This window comes from Methylophaga sp. F7, assembly GCF_056863975.1.
Genome location: NZ_CM166511.1, coordinates 2,834,510 through 2,852,104, shown reverse-complemented (window position 1 = coordinate 2,852,104; position 17,595 = coordinate 2,834,510). Strand labels below are relative to the sequence as shown.

The 17,595-nt window shown below is 45.5% G+C and carries 18 protein-coding genes and 1 riboswitch; of the genes, 3 read left to right on the top strand and 15 right to left on the bottom strand.

Features of this window, described 5'->3' with window-relative positions; all coding sequences use genetic code 11:
- Position 1: 1 nt before the first annotated feature.
- The 8 genes from AC08OG_RS14340 to AC08OG_RS14305 all read right to left on the bottom strand — a co-directional run bounded on the left by AC08OG_RS14340 (position 2) and on the right by AC08OG_RS14305 (position 7,613).
- A complete protein-coding gene (locus tag AC08OG_RS14340) occupies positions 2–1,456 on the bottom strand; it encodes an RNA polymerase factor sigma-54 (RefSeq protein WP_292356670.1) in 1,455 nt (484 codons plus the stop codon).
- A gap of 86 nt (positions 1,457–1,542) precedes the next feature.
- The gene (locus AC08OG_RS14335) at positions 1,543–2,532 is read right to left on the bottom strand and encodes an ABC transporter ATP-binding protein (protein WP_292401394.1); all 990 of its coding nucleotides are present in this window, start codon (positions 2,530–2,532) and stop codon (positions 1,543–1,545) included.
- Complete coding sequence (locus tag AC08OG_RS14330; protein ID WP_482929790.1) at positions 2,529–2,660, bottom strand: hypothetical protein; 132 nt, start codon at positions 2,658–2,660, stop codon at positions 2,529–2,531. Before AC08OG_RS14330 ends, AC08OG_RS14335 begins: the two co-directional genes overlap by 4 nt.
- Complete coding sequence (locus tag AC08OG_RS14325) at positions 2,657–3,220, bottom strand: ABC transporter permease (protein ID WP_482929789.1); 564 nt, start codon at positions 3,218–3,220, stop codon at positions 2,657–2,659. The genes AC08OG_RS14330 and AC08OG_RS14325 overlap by 4 nt, the downstream gene beginning before the upstream one ends.
- 19 nt (positions 3,221–3,239) lie before the next feature.
- On the bottom strand, positions 3,240–4,091 hold the full coding sequence (metF, locus tag AC08OG_RS14320) for a methylenetetrahydrofolate reductase [NAD(P)H] (protein WP_292356665.1): 852 nt from the start codon (positions 4,089–4,091) through the stop codon (positions 3,240–3,242).
- A 56-nt stretch (positions 4,092–4,147) separates the two neighbouring features.
- Positions 4,148–5,458, bottom strand: coding sequence for an adenosylhomocysteinase (gene ahcY, locus AC08OG_RS14315; RefSeq protein ID WP_292356663.1), 1,311 nt, complete (start codon positions 5,456–5,458; stop codon positions 4,148–4,150).
- Positions 5,459–5,472: 14 nt separating this feature from the next.
- Positions 5,473–6,636, bottom strand: coding sequence for a methionine adenosyltransferase (gene metK / locus AC08OG_RS14310; RefSeq protein ID WP_292356660.1), 1,164 nt, complete (start codon positions 6,634–6,636; stop codon positions 5,473–5,475).
- A gap of 91 nt (positions 6,637–6,727) precedes the next feature.
- Positions 6,728–6,804, bottom strand: a riboswitch (S-adenosyl-L-homocysteine riboswitch).
- A gap of 110 nt (positions 6,805–6,914) precedes the next feature.
- A complete protein-coding gene (locus tag AC08OG_RS14305; protein ID WP_482929788.1) occupies positions 6,915–7,613 on the bottom strand; it encodes a M48 family metallopeptidase in 699 nt (232 codons plus the stop codon).
- A gap of 77 nt (positions 7,614–7,690) precedes the next feature.
- Between AC08OG_RS14305 and dusA the strand changes: the two genes are divergently transcribed.
- The gene (gene dusA / locus AC08OG_RS14300) at positions 7,691–8,674 is read left to right on the top strand and encodes a tRNA dihydrouridine(20/20a) synthase DusA (protein WP_482929787.1); all 984 of its coding nucleotides are present in this window, start codon (positions 7,691–7,693) and stop codon (positions 8,672–8,674) included.
- Between the two features lie 299 nt (positions 8,675–8,973).
- Here the strand turns inward: dusA and AC08OG_RS14295 are convergent, their stop codons facing one another.
- Complete coding sequence (locus AC08OG_RS14295; RefSeq protein WP_292401383.1) at positions 8,974–9,753, bottom strand: ABC transporter permease; 780 nt, start codon at positions 9,751–9,753, stop codon at positions 8,974–8,976.
- Complete coding sequence (locus AC08OG_RS14290; protein ID WP_292356651.1) at positions 9,750–10,673, bottom strand: ABC transporter ATP-binding protein; 924 nt, start codon at positions 10,671–10,673, stop codon at positions 9,750–9,752. The genes AC08OG_RS14295 and AC08OG_RS14290 overlap by 4 nt, the downstream gene beginning before the upstream one ends.
- Positions 10,674–10,721: 48 nt before the next feature.
- On the opposite strand from AC08OG_RS14290, the gene mutH reads away from it, so the two are divergent.
- Together mutH and AC08OG_RS14280 are read left to right on the top strand one after the other, a co-directional pair.
- A complete protein-coding gene (gene mutH / locus AC08OG_RS14285) occupies positions 10,722–11,414 on the top strand; it encodes a DNA mismatch repair endonuclease MutH (protein ID WP_292401380.1) in 693 nt (230 codons plus the stop codon).
- 46 nt (positions 11,415–11,460) lie between these two features.
- Positions 11,461–12,780 (top strand): diguanylate cyclase, encoded by a 1,320-nt coding sequence (locus AC08OG_RS14280; protein ID WP_292356647.1) that lies wholly within the window; start codon positions 11,461–11,463, stop codon positions 12,778–12,780.
- On the opposite strand, the gene prmB is transcribed toward AC08OG_RS14280, so the two are convergent.
- The 5 genes from prmB to AC08OG_RS14255 form a co-directional block, all read right to left on the bottom strand.
- Positions 12,771–13,700 carry a 50S ribosomal protein L3 N(5)-glutamine methyltransferase gene (gene prmB / locus AC08OG_RS14275; protein WP_482929786.1) on the bottom strand — a complete coding sequence of 310 codons (930 nt, stop codon included), beginning with the start codon at positions 13,698–13,700 and terminating at the stop codon, positions 12,771–12,773. The genes AC08OG_RS14280 and prmB overlap by 10 nt on opposite strands.
- Positions 13,700–15,103, bottom strand: coding sequence for a 3-isopropylmalate dehydratase large subunit (gene leuC, locus AC08OG_RS14270; protein ID WP_292401373.1), 1,404 nt, complete (start codon positions 15,101–15,103; stop codon positions 13,700–13,702). The genes prmB and leuC overlap by 1 nt, the downstream gene beginning before the upstream one ends.
- A gap of 126 nt (positions 15,104–15,229) precedes the next feature.
- Complete coding sequence (gene hxlB / locus AC08OG_RS14265; RefSeq protein WP_014707665.1) at positions 15,230–15,769, bottom strand: 6-phospho-3-hexuloisomerase; 540 nt, start codon at positions 15,767–15,769, stop codon at positions 15,230–15,232.
- 11 nt (positions 15,770–15,780) lie between these two features.
- A complete protein-coding gene (gene hxlA / locus AC08OG_RS14260) occupies positions 15,781–16,416 on the bottom strand; it encodes a 3-hexulose-6-phosphate synthase (RefSeq protein WP_014707664.1) in 636 nt (211 codons plus the stop codon).
- A 158-nt stretch (positions 16,417–16,574) separates the two neighbouring features.
- A complete protein-coding gene (locus AC08OG_RS14255) occupies positions 16,575–17,558 on the bottom strand; it encodes a transaldolase (protein ID WP_292356641.1) in 984 nt (327 codons plus the stop codon).
- Between the last annotated feature and the right edge of the window lie 37 nt (positions 17,559–17,595).

Here is a 17,595-nt window from a genome sequence, read left to right as displayed (position 1 = left end):
ATTACACCAGTCGCTTACGCTCATTTGAGGGCGCTATCGCTAATGTTTCGCGGTACTTTGCAATAGTACGACGAGCGACATTAATACCCTGTTCTCCCAGAATATCAGCAATTTTGCTGTCACTCAGGGGTTTTCTCGGATTTTCCGCGGCGACCAGTTTTTTGATGATCGCCCGAATGGCTGTTGCAGAACATTCTCCACCACTTTCAGTACCGACATGGCTGGAGAAAAAGAATTTAAGTTCAAAAATTCCCCGTGGCGTGTGCAGATATTTGCGAGTCGTTACGCGGGAGATGGTGGATTCATGCATTTCCACGGTTTCGGCGATATCTGCCAATACTAAAGGTTTCATGGCCTCTTCGCCGTGATCAAGAAAGTCACGTTGACGTTCCACAATTGCTTGGGTGACTTTAAGTAATGTCTCATTACGGCTTTGTAAACTTTTCAGAAACCAACGTGCTTCCTGCAAATTATTTTTCAGATAAGTGTTCTCTTCACTACTATCGGCCCGGTTAATTAACGAGGCGTAATGTTCGGCAATCTGCAGTTTAGGTGCGTTGTCAGGATTGAGCGACAATTGCCATTTGCCGTGAACTTTTATCGCATAAACATCCGGTACGATATATTCAGTTTTGTCAGTTTGGATACTACTGCCGGGGCGCGGGTTAAGCAACTGAATTGAGCGAACCAGATCGGTTAATTCATCATCGCTGACTTTCAAAGCACGTTTGATCAGGGCGTAATCACGTTTAGCCAATGTATCCAGATGTTTGTCTATCAGTTCTGTAAGCAACTCAACATGCTTTAAAGCGACAGTCGATTCGTATAATCGTAATTGGATCAGTAAACACTCACGCAAGTCCCGAGCACCAACACCGACGGGATCAAAATGATGAATCCGGTGCAATACCGTTTCAATTTCATCAAGTTCTACTTCAGCAAATTCTTCGCCAAGGCTTTGCTGAATTTCTTCCAATGTGGTTTTCAGGTAGCCATCGTCTTCAATGGAGTCAATGATAGTGGTGGCAATTGCCTGTTCAGTTTCACTAAATGGAGTGAGGCGCATTTGCCAGAGTAGATGCTGTTGCAGGCTGTCACTGCTTTCGTCCTGATTATCCCGCTCAAAATCACTGTCTCCGGATGGGCCGGAACTCGTCATGCTCTGGGAATTATCGTAGGTATCTTCCCATTTGCTATCGACTGGCAGATCTTCGGGAATATCAGTATTTTCCAGTTCGCTGATTTCGCGGCTACCGGTATCTTCATCACGACGGACAGAGCTTGGTTCGTCGTAGTCGTATTCTTCCTCAACCTCCAGAAGGGGATTGGTTTCCAGTGCTTCCTGAATTTCTGTCTGCAACTCCAAGGATGATAATTGCAACAAACGGATCGCTTGCTGCAACTGTGGAGTCATCGACAGGCTTTGACCAATGCGTAGCTGTAATGAGGGTTTCACTTAATGTTTTGATTTAATGTTGTGACCATGAGTTTATGTTACCGCAATCGTCGCGCCGTTGCCTATACGTCTTTCTAAAATAAAAATCACAACAGGGTAACTGCAGTGGCTTTAAAACTAATCCATAGTGAATCGCCCAGAGAAAGCCCTAGTGAAGATAAAGCCTGGTGACTGATAATCACTTCAAATTTGTCACCACAATCAACTGTCAGGCGCACCGCTTTGCCCGCTTCGCTGATGCTGGTAAGTCGTCCGGGTAACTGGTTACGGGCGCTGCTATCCGAATGAGCATGGGTACTAATCGTTATCGCCAGCGGATCGATTGCAATATGTCGGGCAGAAAGAGAGCCTTCCGCGGCAAAGATTTTCAGTGTTTTGGTATGAAAGATTTCGCCATCATAATGACCATGGAACAGGTTCAGCAGGGGAGCCGAAACCGGTTTGCCCTTAAGCAGTTGTATTGTATGAGGTGTGATAGCGGAAGCCTGCAGACGGTCATGGGTTGAAAACAGTACTGTGCGCTTAGCATCGTTAGTCAACATGGTGATCACATCTTCCAGCTGGCGCTGGTGAAAGCTGTCCAGATTGGCAAATGGTTCGTCTAGCAACAGGATATCCGGTTTAAATGCCAGCACCCTGGCAATCGCAACACGCCGTTGTTCTCCACCCGACAGAGTGCTGGCGGTCTGATCAGCCAACTGGATCAAGTTGACGGTTTCCAATGCCTGTTGCAGTTGAGATGTATGTCGGGCTTTATCAACTTTTTGTAACTTCAGCGCCAGGCGAATATTGTCTTTTACCGTGCCGGGTAGCATATAGGGATGTTGGGGGACCAGCCCGATTTTCTGACGTTGTTTGGCTTGTGAATCAGTGATTTTATCGCCCAATACGCTGATATCACCTGAATCGGGCTTTTGTAATAAAGCCAATAAGTGAAACAAGGTGGATTTCCCCGCGCCATTTTCACCTAGTACAGCCATGCATTCATTGGCGGGGATATTGAGTTGCTCAATATCCAGGGCCAGCTCACCGTTATAACGAACTTTAATGTTGTCTAGTTGAAAGGCGTAGTTCATGTCAGTCGCCGGTTAATCCAGGACAAAGCGAAATTCAGGATAAAAGCGATCATTAGCAACACTATGCCGAGCGCCAATGCCAGTTCAAATTCGCCTTTACTGGTTTCCAGTGCGATGGCGGTAGTCATCGTACGAGTATAGCCTTCAATATTCCCCCCAGCATCATTGCAGCACCAACTTCACCAATGGCGCGTCCAAAGCCTGTAAGAATAGCTACCAGCACCGCCAGTCTAACGGCTTTTAATACCTGAAAGCATTGTTGCCATTTATCTGCACCGAGACTTTTCAAGGTCAAAATAAGTCGGGGATCAGCGGTGTTGACGGTCACCAGAGTCAGATTCATCATGATGGGAAATATCAGGATGCTCTGCGCAATAATCATGGCGGATTGGGTATAAAGCAATCCCAATTCCCCTAATGGTCCCATTCGACTGAATAGCCCATAGAGTAATAACCCAATCACCACGGTAGGCATGGCCATTAAAGTATTGAGGATATGTTGCAGTGTCGTTTTACCGGAAAACTCCGTTAATGCCGTAAACACTCCCGCAGGGATCGCCAGTAAAGCGGCAATGAAAGCAGCAGCAACGGAAATACTGACCGATGTCTGAATAATCTCCCAGACAGTAGCATCAAAAGCTATCAGCAGTTTAAGCGCTGCGGTAAAAGATGTACCAAAAAAGTCCATGGCTAATGAAGCCTAATAATCAGCGAACCAATCCCAGTCGTTCGCAAACGGTTAATACAGGCTGTGTTTTATTCATTGAATAAAAGTGTAAGCCGGGTACGTCCAGTTTAATCAGTTTTTCAGTAAATTCAGTCAGGTAATCGGTAGTAAATGCCTGCATCGAGACACTGTCATCATAAAACTCTTCCAGACGTTTTTTTAGCCAACGAGGAATTTCTGCACCACAGGCTGCAGAGAACCGCGCGAGTTGAGTGTAATTATTGATGGGCATAATGCCGGGAATTATCGGAATATCAATGCCTTTTTTCTGGCAGCGTTCTACAAAATACAGATAAGAATCAATGTTGAAAAAATACTGTGTAATGGCGCTGTCAGCACCGGCATCAACTTTACGTTTGAAATTTTCCAGATCGACACCAGCATCCTGTGCCTGAGGATGTACTTCGGGGTAAGCTGCAACTTCAATAGTGAAATGATCGCCGGTTTCTTTGCGAATAAATTGCACCAGTTCATTGGCATAACGAAAATCACCCGGATCACGCATGCCAGAGGGTAAATCACCTCTTAATGCCACCACGCGGGAAATTCCATTATCGATATAGGTTTGCAGGATAGTACGGATGCGTTCTTTTGATGATCCCACACAGGATAAATGCGGAGCTGCATCAATTCCGGTCTCTGCTGCGCGTTGTTGTATAGCGATAACCGCTTCAAGCGTATTATCCTGAGTCGATCCCCCTGCACCAAAAGTCACGGAGTAAAATTCAGGTTTTAATACAGCTAATCGCTCTTGCACCAATAAAAGATTTTGTGCACCTTTTTCCGTTTTTGGCGGAAAAAATTCACAGCTGATAACAGGTTGTTTGGACATGATGCTTACTTTAGGTAAAAGAAAAAGGGCTAACACTTAGGTTAGCCCTGCTTAACTTAGTAACGGTAGTGTTCAGGTTTATAGGGGCCTTGTTGCTCAAGCCCTAAATATTTGGCCTGTTCAGCATTTAATTCGGTCAGATTAGCACCGATTCGGCCTAAATGCAGCCGGGCCACTTTCTCGTCCAGACGTTTTGGCAAGACATACACTTTATTCTCGTAGTTGGCACTGTTATGCCATAACTCGATTTGCGCCATGACCTGATTAGTGAAAGACGCTGACATTACAAAGCTTGGATGACCGGTTGCACAGCCCAGATTGACCAGACGACCTTCAGCCAACAGGATAATACGCTTACCGTCAGGGAAAATAACGTGGTCAACCTGAGGCTTAATGTTTTCCCACTCGTAGTTACGTAGTGAAGCCACATCAATTTCGTTATCAAAGTGACCGATGTTACAAACGATAGCTTCGTTACGCATCGCTGCCATATGATCATGATTAATGACATTGATATTACCGGTAGCCGTCACAAAGATATCGGCCTTATCAGCGACTTCATCCATGGTGACAATACGGTAACCTTCCATTGCTGCCTGTAGGGCACAAATTGGATCGATTTCAGTAATCATCACGGTAGCGCCCATGCCACGGAAAGCTTGTGCACAACCTTTACCGACATCGCCGTAACCTAACACCACGCAGATTTTGCCAGCAACCATCACATCGGTTGCACGCTTGATACCGTCAAGCAGTGATTCACGGCAACCATACAGATTGTCGAATTTTGATTTGGTGACTGAGTCGTTAACGTTGATCGCCGGGACTTTTAAGGCACCTGCTTTCATCATTTCATACAAACGATGTACGCCGGTGGTGGTTTCTTCCGACAAACCTTTAACATCGTCGAGTAATTCCGGATAGTCTTCATGCATCATCGTGGTCAAATCACCACCATCATCCAGAATCATATTCGGGCGCCAGCCATCAGTGCCAATGATGGTTTGACGAATACACCAGATAGCTTCTTCTTCGGTTTCACCTTTCCAGGCAAAGACCGGGATGCCCTGATCGGCAATCGCCGCTGCAGCGTGATCCTGTGTTGAAAAGATATTGCAAGAAGACCAGCGCACTTCAGCACCTAATTCAACCAGTGTTTCAATCAACACGGCAGTTTGTATCGTCATATGCAGACAACCTGCAATACGCGCACCTTTCAGCGGATGCTGGCCAGCATATTCTTCACGTAAGGCCATCAATCCAGGCATTTCGCTTTCAGCGATTTTGATTTCCTGATGGCCCCATTTCGCCAGACTGATGTCGGCAACTTTGTAATCTGGTTTTAAGTTTTCTACTGCTGATTGCATGATAATTTCCTGTGTTAGTTGATTTTTGCTGCTTCACGTAAGACGGGAGCGAGGTCAGTTCGTTCCCAACTGAAGTCAGCGTCTTCACGTCCAAAATGACCATATGCGGCAGTTTGCTGATAAATGGGACGTACTAAATCCAACATTTTGATAAGGCCAACCGGGCGCAAATCAAAATGTTCACGAACTAATTCGACAAGTTTATCTTCAGCAATTTTGCCTGTACCAAATGTATCCACGCTAATGGAGGTAGGTTCTGCAACGCCGATGGCATACGAAACCTGAATTTCGCAACGATCAGCAAGTCCGGCGGCAACAATGTTTTTCGCTACATAGCGACCCGCATATGCTGCACTACGATCGACTTTTGAAGGATCCTTGCCGGAGAATGCACCACCACCATGGCGGGCCATGCCACCGTATGTGTCGACGATAATTTTGCGACCGGTCAGGCCGCAATCACCCACAGGACCACCAATAATAAATTGGCCGGTGGGATTAATATGGTAACGAGTATTTTTTGTTAGCCATTCAGCTGGAAGCGTTTGTTTGATAATGAGTTCCATCACCGCTTCTTTCAGATCAGCTTGGCTGATTTCAGGGTTATGCTGGGTTGATAGGACCACTGCATCAATACCCACCGGTACGCCATTTTCATAGGCAAATGTCACCTGACTTTTGGCATCAGGGCGTAACCACGGTAATTCACCGCTTTTACGTACTTGGGCCTGACGTTTGACCAGACGATGTGCATAAGTGATAGGAGCTGGCATAAGCACTTCAGTTTCATTGCTGGCATAGCCAAACATCAAGCCTTGATCACCGGCACCTTGATCTTCTTCTGTTTCACGATCCACACCCATGGCGATGTCACCGGATTGTTTACCGATAACTGACATGACCCCGCAGGTCTGTCCATCAAAACCGACCTCGGAGCTGTTGTAACCAATATCCGTGATGGTTTTACGAACAATGTCTTCCAAGTCTACCCAGGCGCTGGTTGAGATTTCGCCAGCCACAATCGCTACACCGGTTTTAATCAGAGTTTCGCAGGCAACACGAGCGTGGGGATCTTTGGACAGGATTGCATCTAAAACAGCGTCGGAAATTTGGTCTGCTACTTTATCTGGATGACCTTCTGAAACAGATTCAGAGGTAAAAAGATAAGCATTACTCATAGACAACTTCCTCATTAAAATTCAAATAAGGTAATGATAGTTTAACTATGGGTAAAGTTCGGATGAAACGCCCATTACTACCAGTGACCCGTAATAATGAACGCCGTTTGGAATGTAAAATTGAATAAGCCTAGCAGAGGGTTCTCTGTCGCAGCGTTCCTTATCCAATGTGGCATATATTAATTCATAATGAAAAAATTACCAAGTTAAGCCTTTCTTAAAGGCTTTGTTGATATTTCATAGCCCCAAGCCGTAGTGGCTATGAAATATCAAGGACCCTAGATAACGAGCTGATGTCCATGCTGTTTCAACCAACGGCGATGTTCACGGAAATTGGGGTCAAATTGTTCAACCAAATCCCAAAAGGCCTTTGAATGGTTATGCTGACGTAGATGACATAATTCATGAATGATGACGTAATCATTTATCGACTGTGTGGCCTGAACTAATTGCCAGTTAAGCTGGATATCTCCTCTCATAGTACAACTGCCCCAGCGAGCTTTATAGCTTTTAATCTGAACCTGATTGGGTCGCAGGCTAGTTTGCTCAGCAAGCTGTTTTACTCGTTCAGGCAGTAACGATTCTGCTTGACGTCTGTACCATCTTGTTAACGCCTGTCTTATTTGCAAGGCTGTGACATTGGGCGGTGCCATAATCACCATTTTCTGTTGATCAAGCAGGACATGCAGTCGCTGGCGTTGTGGCTCCTGAATAATATGTAATGGATATTGCTCGCCCATAAAAGGTTGTAACTCACCTTCAATAAATTGTCGTTTGGGTGGACGCTGCTGGAAATTTTTTAATTTATCCTCGATCCATTGCTGTTTGCGCATCACAAATTGTTTTGCCAACCATAACGGCATTAATTTGGGTAAGTGCACCGTTACGTTGCCATCCTGAATTTTGATCGCAATGGTCTTTCTGCGTGCGCTTCGGACAACGGCAACGGAGTGATCGTTAATCTTGATGGTGCTCATCGACTGACTTAAATAACGTATTAAATGGGCATTTTAACGGCTGATTTGCGAAAATGTCGGATTAAACAGGTTTTATTATGACTTTGACAGCCAATATTAAATTCGCCCATCGCTTATCACTGGCACCGATGCTGGATTGGACCGATCGGGATTTCCGTTATTTGTGCCGAATCATTTCCAAGCATACTTTGCTATATACCGAAATGATCACCACAGGCGCATTGCTCCACGGCGATCATCAACGCTTTCTGGCCCATGATGAAAATGAATATCCAATGGCATTGCAGTTGGGTGGCAGTGACCCTGCAGAATTAGCAAAATGTGCCACCTTAGGTGCCCAGGCTGGTTATCAGGAAATTAACCTGAATGTCGGTTGCCCCAGTGATCGTGTACAGAATGGTCGTTTCGGTGCCTGTTTAATGGCCGAACCCCGGTTAGTGGCTGAATGTGTGGTTGCGATGAAGCAGGCAACTGATATTCCCATCACGGTCAAAACCCGATTAGGGATTGATGAGCATGACGGTTATGAATTTGTCAGAGAATTTGTCGGCGCAATTTATCAGGTTGAAGTCGATGCAGTGATTCTTCATGCCCGTAAAGCATGGTTAAAAGGTTTAAGCCCGAAGGAAAATCGGGATATCCCTCCACTTGAGTATTCAAAGGTGTATCAAATCAAGCAGGAGTTTCCTGATTTGCATCTGGATATCAATGGCGGCATACACACGCTGGACGAGGCTGAAAACCATCTGCAAAGAGTAGATGGAGTAATGATGGGGCGGGCACTTTATCACCAGCCATATCTATTGGCTGAAGCGGATAAACGAATTTTTAATGATGATCGGTCAATCCCTAGTCAGCATGAAATAGTCGAATTGATGCTGCCTTATATTGAAATGCGTATGAAAGAGGGGAGACCCTTGAAGTCCATTACCCGCCATATGTTGGGTTTGTTTCAAGGCTTGCCAGGGGCTCGTCGCTGGCGGCGGCACTTAAGTGAAAATGCGCATTTACCCGGCGCCGGGATTGAAGTGGTCCGCGATGCGATTAAATTAGTAGGCTGAGACTAAAAGTAACCACAGAGACACAGAGGCTTTTGGTTGTTATATCCGCAGATTACGCAGATTTTCGCAGATGTTTTATGAATGCTTTAACAAGTCGGTTTGAAAGAAGCTAGCCCTCAGAGTTCTTTTGTGATGCATTACTGCATCAACCTGAAAACCATTTATTTAATCTGCGTGCATCTGCGTAATCTGCGGATTATTTTTTAAATGCCTTAAAACACCACTTAAACGTCAGTCACCATAAGCCACAAGCTATTTATAAAACTCTGTGCCCTCTGTGTCTCTGTGGTTAATGCTCTTCAATTCCTTAAGCCAGTACCTTTATGCAGCAGATAAAGCGCATAGCTTGTCAGTGCAGCGATAAAGGCCAGGATGATGGCAAAAGCAGCGGCTACCGGAATATCCGAAACACCTAAAATGCCATAACGGAATGCATTGACCATGTATAAAACCGGATTCAGCATGGAAACGTTTTGCCAGAACTCGGGCAGTAGTGATATCGAATAAAATACGCCACCCAGATAAGTCAGCGGGGTGAGGATAAAGGTTGGAATGATTGAGACTTCATCAAAGCTGCGGGCGTATAAGGCGTTAATAAATCCGCCTAATGCAAACATGACGGCACTGAGAAAGACCATGCTAATGGTAATACCGATATGTTGAACGGTAAGTTTGGTAAATATCAGTGAAACCAATGTCACAATGAGTCCAACAAACAGGCCGCGGGCTGCTCCACCGACAACATATCCTGCGAGGATAATATAGTTGGGAACGGGAGAAACCATCAGCTCTTCAATATGATTTTGAAACTTGGCACTGAAAAAAGACGAAGCGACATTGGAATAGGCATTGTTGATAATCGCCATCATGATGATGCCGGGGGCGATATATTCCATATAACTGAAACCCTCCATCTCACCAATTCGGCTACCAATCAGATTACCGAAAATAATGAAATATAACGTCATGGTTATCGCTGGTGGTAACAGCGTTTGAGCCCAAATCCGCAGGAATCGCCTGATTTCCCGGGTGACGATGGTTGAAAAGGCAATCCAGTGATGCTGGCGGCGGTTATTCATTCAACAGACTCCGGACGTTCAACCAGGGTTAAAAATAATTCTTCGAGACGATTCACCTTGTTTTTCATACTGCCTACTTTTATGCCGCGTTCGGTTAACACCGTGAATAAATCATTCAGGCCCTCCTGGCGCTGAAGTTCGACCTCTATAGTTGTTGGATCTACCTGATGATATTCAATCCCCTGTAGCAAACTGCTGTCAGTCAGAGGTTCCAGCAGATCCAGTACAAAAGTTTCTTTATCCAGGCGATTTAATAACGATTTCATATCAGTATTTTCAACGATACGGCCCTTGTCGATGATGGCAATATTGCGACACAGATTTTCCGCTTCTTCAAGATAGTGCGTCGTCAGGATGATAGTGGTGCCACGTTGATTGATTTCACGTAAAAACACCCACATTGAGCGCCGCAGCTCAATATCCACACCCGCTGTCGGCTCATCCAATATAAGCAGGCGTGGATTGTGTACCAGCGCCCGGGCAATCATCAATCGGCGCTTCATACCTCCAGATAATGATCTTGAAGGCGTATGACGTTTTTCCCAAAGTCCTAATTGTTTCAGCAAGACATCGGCTCGCGGTTCGGCCTCTTTTGCCGGAACGCCATAATAACCGGCCTGCGTCACAAGAATGTGTTTAACCTGCTCAAAACCATTAAAATTAAATTCCTGCGGCACCAACCCGATATAACTTTTAGCCAACTCGGTTTGACTGTCCAGATCGGCATCAAAGATGGTTACCGAGCCACTGGTTTTTGTGACTAACGACGTTAGAATGCTGATGGTAGTGGATTTGCCAGCGCCATTTGGCCCTAACAGTGCAAAAAAATCACCTTCTTCAACCGTCAGATTGATATCTTTGAGTGCTTCCAAGCCATTGCGATAGGTTTTATTCAGATGTTCAATAGTAAGCGCTTTCACCGGAATCGCCTTAAGCAGATTTAAACGTACTAGATTATCATGTCACTCATGTCTGATCATATTTACCCGGAACCGGTTCCAGTTTCTCCCCCTGCCTCTGAAGCTGAACTGATGCATCGTTGCCAACAAATAGCTGGCAAAACGGTGGGTCAGCTTGCACAGCAATCCGGCCTGACGGTTCCTGTAGATTTGCGCCGTCATAAAGGTTGGTTAGGGAATCTACTGGAGCGCATTCTGGGCGCCGATGCCGGTAATCAAGCGGAACCGGATTTTGTTGCTTTGGGTATTGAATTAAAAACCATTCCATTGAATACCCGCGGTGAGCCAAAAGAATCGACATATGTCTGCACGGTGACTCCCAAAGCTCTGTCTGAAACGCATTGGCAGACATCATGGTTACGTCGTAAACTGAGCAAGGTTTTGTGGTTGCCGGTTGAAGCCGATAACGCTATAGCATTAGCGGATCGATTTATTGGACAGGCGATTTTATGGCAGCCTTCAGAACAGCAGGAAACAGTGCTGCAGCAGGACTGGGAAGAGTTGATGGAAATAATGATAGCTGAAGGTGCCGTGACAGCGAAACTGGGACGTTTTTTACAGATAAGGCCCAAAGCAGCCAATAGTCGGGTAATTACCCGGCAGATAGGGCATGACGGCGAGGAAGAATGGTATCATCCTTGTGGTTTTTACCTTCGGACAAGTTTTACGCAACAAATTCTGTCAGGGAAAGCTTGCTGTTAATGTTCAGCAACAGGCAGAATGCACATTAGAATAAAGGATTGGCATAGTGCAAAAACTCAATGCATTAGTAGTAGACGCATCTACTGAATTTCGTAATAAGGCTCGTGCACTATTATCGGCTGCCGGGTTTGAAGTGGACCACGCAGAGACTGGGAATCAAGGTCTTGAACATGCTCAGCAGACACGATATCGATTAGTTTGTTGCAGTGATGATCTGTCGGATATCGCTGGAAGCGAGTTCTGCGGTCAATTACGAGCAATCAACGGCTATGATTATGCTGCTGTGCTGGTGATGACAGAAACGGATAACGCCCGAACCCTCAAGCAGGCATTGCTGGCCGGTGCCACCGACATTTTCAGCAAGCATGACGAATCCGAATTAGGTATTTATGTGCAACGCCTGGCTCAGCGCGAAACCCGCCAGTTATCCGGCCGAGTACTGTTTATCGAAGATTCCCGGGTTTTACAGACCATCATTATCGATTTATTAACCGATATGGGGCTGGATGTTGATGCTTATACCTTTGCAGAAGAAGCATGGGAGGCCTTCAGTGGCGGCGATTATGATCTGGTGATTACCGATATCATGCTGGAAGGCAGTATGAGCGGAATTACGCTGGTGAGAAAGATCCGTCGTTTGCGTGAAGACTATGGCAATGTACCCATCATCGCGACTTCCGGCTTTGATAATGTGTCACGCAAAATTGAGTTATTTCATCTCGGCGTAAATGATTTTGTTTCTAAACCGATTGTCCGTGAAGAACTGCGTCAACGGGTGTTTAATCACATTACCAGCTATCAGAATTTCCGAGAACTGCGGGCACAGCAAAACTCACTATGCAGTCTGGCAATGCTGGATGAGCTGACGCAATTATTTAACCGTCATGCACTACGTGAATTTGCCGGTAAATATTTAAGTGAGGCCTATCGATTCAAACGTGACCTGGCGATGGCGGTTATCGATTTAGATCATTTTCGATCCATCAACGAACAATATGGTTTTGTCCGTGGCGACAATCTGCTGGCGGAATTGGGTAACTGGCTCAAACGCCACGTTCGTGATGTTGATATGATTGCCCGCTGGTCCGGTGAAGAGTTTGTACTGCTTTTACCAGGCTGTGACAATCAGACTGCGGCACTGTTGATGCAACGTATGCAGAAACGGCTGACGCGATTTAAGCCGGCTGGAATCGGTATTACAATCAGTGTTGGTGTGGCAACGCTTCGACAGGATAAACAGGACACGCTTAACAGCCTGTTTGAAATGGCTGATCGGGCAATGTATCAGGCTAAAATGGCGGGCCGTAATTGTGTAAGGATTTTTGAGTCAGAGTCTGAAAGTCCGGTTAGCGAAACTCAGGAATAAGCGGCTGCAAACTCAGCACATTGTGCTTGGGTCAGCATAAAGATCCCATGTCCACCTTGCTCCAGATCCAGCCATAAAAAATGTGTTTCAGGCCATCTTTCATCCACTGCGAGATCGCTATTGCCTACTTCAACAAACAATAATCCCTGTGGCGTAAGAAACGTCGCTGCGCCAGTAATGATCTGTTCTACCAGAGCAAGACCATTATCATCAGCCTGCAGCGCATGGACCGGTTCATGATGATATTCCGCTGGTAAGCTGGACATCTCAAGATCCCCCACGTACGGGGGATTACTGATAATCAAATCATATTGGCGAGATTGATTTAATTCCGTCCATAGATCTGATTTTATAAGCGACAGCTCATCTCCGAGCAAATGTTTGTTTTTATTAATCTGGGCGACGCTCAACGCTTCATCACTGATATCAACAGCATCAACTTCAGCACCTTCAAACGTCATGGCCAGTGCAATTGCGATGCAGGCACTGCCAGTACACATATCCAGAATACGTTCGACCGAATCTGCATCCTGTAACCAGGGAGCAAATTGGCTATCAATTAATTCGGCAAAAGGAGAACGTGGAATGAGTACACGTTCATCGACATAAAAAGGCAGGCCAGCAAACCAGGCTTCATGCGTCAGATAGGGAACAGGTACCCGTTCTTCAATTCGCCGTTTGACCAAATGCAATAAAGCCTGTTTTTCAGCACTACACAGCCTTGCATCGAGAAACAATTCCGGTAATTCAGTTACCGGAAGTTTCAGGCTATGCAGAATCAGTTGTGTGGCTTCATTAAACGCGTCGTTATTGCCATGACCAAAAAATAATCTGGCTTCTTCAAATCGTGAGGTGGTCCATCGCAGAAAATCGCGCAAGGTACTGAGTTCAGCCTCAGCGGCTTGATAATTGGTCGCCATTAATGCGTAGTAATATCTACAAAGTGGCCTGCAATCGCTGCGGCTGCCGCCATTGCCGGACTCACCAGGTGTGTACGACCACCTTGCCCCTGACGTCCCTCAAAGTTGCGATTGGATGTAGAGGCACAATGTTCACCTGCTTCCAGACGATCTGCATTCATTGCCAGACACATCGAGCAACCTGGATCACGCCATTCAAAGCCTGCTTCTACAAAGATTTTATCCAGACCTTCCTGTTCAGCCTGTTGTTTCACTAATCCCGATCCCGGAACAACCATCGCTTGCTTTACAGTAGCGGAGACTTTTCCGCCTTTAATTGCAGCAGCAGCTTCGCGTAAATCTTCAATACGTGAGTTGGTGCAGGAACCGATAAATACTCTGTCCAGACGAATTTCCTGAACTGGCTGATTCGCATTCAAGCCCATGTATTTCAGTGCTTTCAGCATGCCATTGCGTTTCACAGCATCACTTTCTGCAGCGGGATCTGGAATATTGGCATCAACGGGAACCACCATTTCTGGGGAGGTGCCCCAGGTAACCTGAGGTTTGATTTGGTTGGCATCCAGTACCACGACCTTATCAAAATGCGCATCAGCATCACTGTGTAAGTCACGCCAGGCTGCCATGGCTTTATCCCAGTTTTCCCCCTTAGGCGCAAAAGGGCGATCTTTCAGATAATTAATTGTTGTGTCATCCACAGCGATCATTCCAGCACGGGCACCTGCTTCAATCGTCATGTTGCAAACAGTCATTCGTCCTTCCATGGATAAATCCTGAATGGCTTCACCGGCAAATTCAATGGCGTAGCCGGTACCACCAGCGGTACCAATTTTACCGATAATGGCCAGAACGATATCTTTGGCCGTAATACCTGGGTTTACATGTCCTTCGACTTTTACCAGCATGTTCTTGGATTTGCGTTGAATCAGGCATTGCGTTGCCATTACGTGCTCAACTTCCGATGTACCAATACCAAAAGCTAATGCACCAAAAGCACCATGCGTAGAGGTATGCGAGTCACCACAAACTACCGTCATACCGGGCAGGGTAGCGCCCTGTTCCGGACCGACAACATGCACAATGCCCTGACGTAAATCATTCAGGCCAAACTCAGTAATACCAAATTGTGCGCAATTTTGATCCAGCGTTTCAACCTGTAACCGTGAAATTGGATCGGCAATACCTTGTTCACGATGGCTGGTTGGTACATTGTGATCCGGCGTTGCCAAAATTGAATTCAAACGATATGGAATACGGCCAGCCAGGCGCAAGCCTTCAAAAGCCTGCGGAGAGGTGACTTCGTGAACCAGATGACGATCAATATAAATCAGTGCAGTACCATCCTGTTCGCTGCGGATAACATGTTGATCCCATAATTTGTCATAAAGTGTTTTGGCGGACATAACTCTCAGAACCGATTTAATTTAAATAGCCAGATATTATACCGTTTTGAGGGACGAGAACGACAGACATAAAAAAACGGGCAACCCGAAGATTGCCCGTTTTTTATTTTTTGCTAAGGAAAGTGGTTATTCCATATTAGCGTGTCTATATTTCATTTCTTCTTCTGGAATACCTTTCTCATGAATTAAATGAGAAACGATGGCTTCCAGGAAAATCAAAGTAGACAATTCAAACATGGTTCCCATTGGCATGCCCTTTGTTGGGGCAAAGCTATTATCAGTACCAATCTGAATTGTTTTATCTGCGATATCACCAATCGTTGAACTGGATTTTGAACAAATCAAAACCACTTTAGCATTCTCAGATTTAGCTTTATTAGCAAATGAAACCAGCTGTGTTGTTTCACCAGAACCCGAAATAACGATTAACAAATCGCCTTCACGGATACTTGGTGTACTGATTTCACCTTGAACATAGACGGTATAACCACTATGCATCAATCTCATACCCAGAAAGTTGCCTACCAGTCTTGAACGACCTGCGCCTGTGATGAAGATGCGCTTGGCATCATCACACATAGCAACAAATTCGGCTTCAAGTGAACTGTCAGTTGCCTTCAGAATATCAGTGATTTTGTTTACAACTAGATCACGATGCATTGTCATTTTACTAATCCTTATGCTGCGTCAACCAATGCACGCAGTTCTTTAGCAGATTCTGCTGGAGAAGGTGCGCCATAGATTGCAGCACCAACAACAACGATATCAGCACCAGCACGAACTGTGCTTTGGATGGTGTCTTTGTTGATACCACCAGCAACAGAAACTTTAACATTCAGACCCAGACCAGCGATGGTTTTCAGATCTTCGAATGGAGTTTGACCAGCAGCTTGAGCGTCCAGACCAGTGTGAACACCGATGATGTGCGCGCCGTTAGCAGCAGCTTGTTTTGCAACAGCAGATTTGTCTTCAACACCGATCAAATCGATTTGAGCTTCTGCATTGTTAGCGTTTGCAGCTTTGATAACACCTTTCATGGTCGCTTCATCAGAAGCACCCAATACAGTAGTGATATCACCACCAGCTTCAAAGAAAGGAGTTGCTTCGTATTCACCAGCATCCATAGTTTTCAGGTCAACCAGAATTTTCTTGTCTGGATGAGCAGCTTTCAGAGCTTTAACTAATTTCAGACCGTTGTACTTGATGCAAGGTGTACCGATTTCCAGAATATCGACGTAAGGTGCGACTTGTTCAGCCAGCGCCATAGTTGCGTCAAAATCCAATGAATCCAGAGCCATTTGAATTTCAGCCATGTGTATTTACTCCTAAAAATTTTAATAAAAATTATTGCCACGTTTCGCAGTGCGAGCGGGACTATAGTTCAGAATTTGGCGATAAGTCAATTGAGCCAAAATCTGTTGAATCAGGTTGCGGATAATCCGCAACCTGATTGCAGATTGCTAATCAATAATTAGCTTTCCAGATTTGCCAGACGTGTAGCCAGCAGTTCTTCCAGTGATTCCAGTGCTTTGGCAAAACCATCAATACCTTCTGACAGTTTTTCTGCCGCCATGCGGTTTTCAGCATGCATGGCATCGAAAGTGGCTTTGTCCAAATTCAGTTTTGCAACATCAGATTTAGCTGCGACTTCTGGAGACAGTTTACGCTCCAGAGTGCCTTCTGTGTTTTGTAATTCATCCAGCAGAGCTGGTGAAATGGTCAGCAAGTCAACACCCGCCAATTCAGTGATTTCACCAACGTTACGGAAACTTGCACCCATAACTTCAGTGTTATAACCAAATTTTTTGTAGTAGCTGTAAATTTCTGTGACTGACAGTACACCTGGATCTTCGTTTGAAGGATATGAATCACGACCAGTATCTTTTTTATACCAGTCAAGGATACGTCCAACAAATGGAGAAATCAGCGTAATACCATTTTCAGCACAGGCTACGGCTTGGTGCAGACCAAACAGCAGAGTCAGGTTACAGTGAATACCTTCTTTTTCCAAAACGGCTGCAGCCTGAATGCCTTCCCATGTTGAAGCAATTTTGATCAGAATGCGATCACGTGAAACACCTGCCGCTTCGTATTGTGCAATCAGATCACGACCCTTAGCGATAGTGGCTTCAGTGTCATAAGAAAGACGGGCATCTACTTCAGTAGAAACACGACCTGGGATGATTTCCAGAATTTTCAGACCAAAAGATACGGCCAGACGGTCAAAAGCCAAAGAGACAACTTCAGATGCAGGTGCATCAGCGCCAAGTGATTGACGTGCTGCTTTTAATGTATCGTCAACGATGCCTTGGTACTGAGGCATTTGCGCTGCAGCTGTAATCAGTGATGGGTTGGTTGTTGCATCGCGTGGAGTGTATTTTTCAATTGCTTGAATATCACCCGTATCAGCAACAACGACGGTCATTTGCTTTAATTGATCAAGTAAATTCGCCATTTTCTTACCTTCTTGAGTTAGTTTGTAGAGCTGTTGA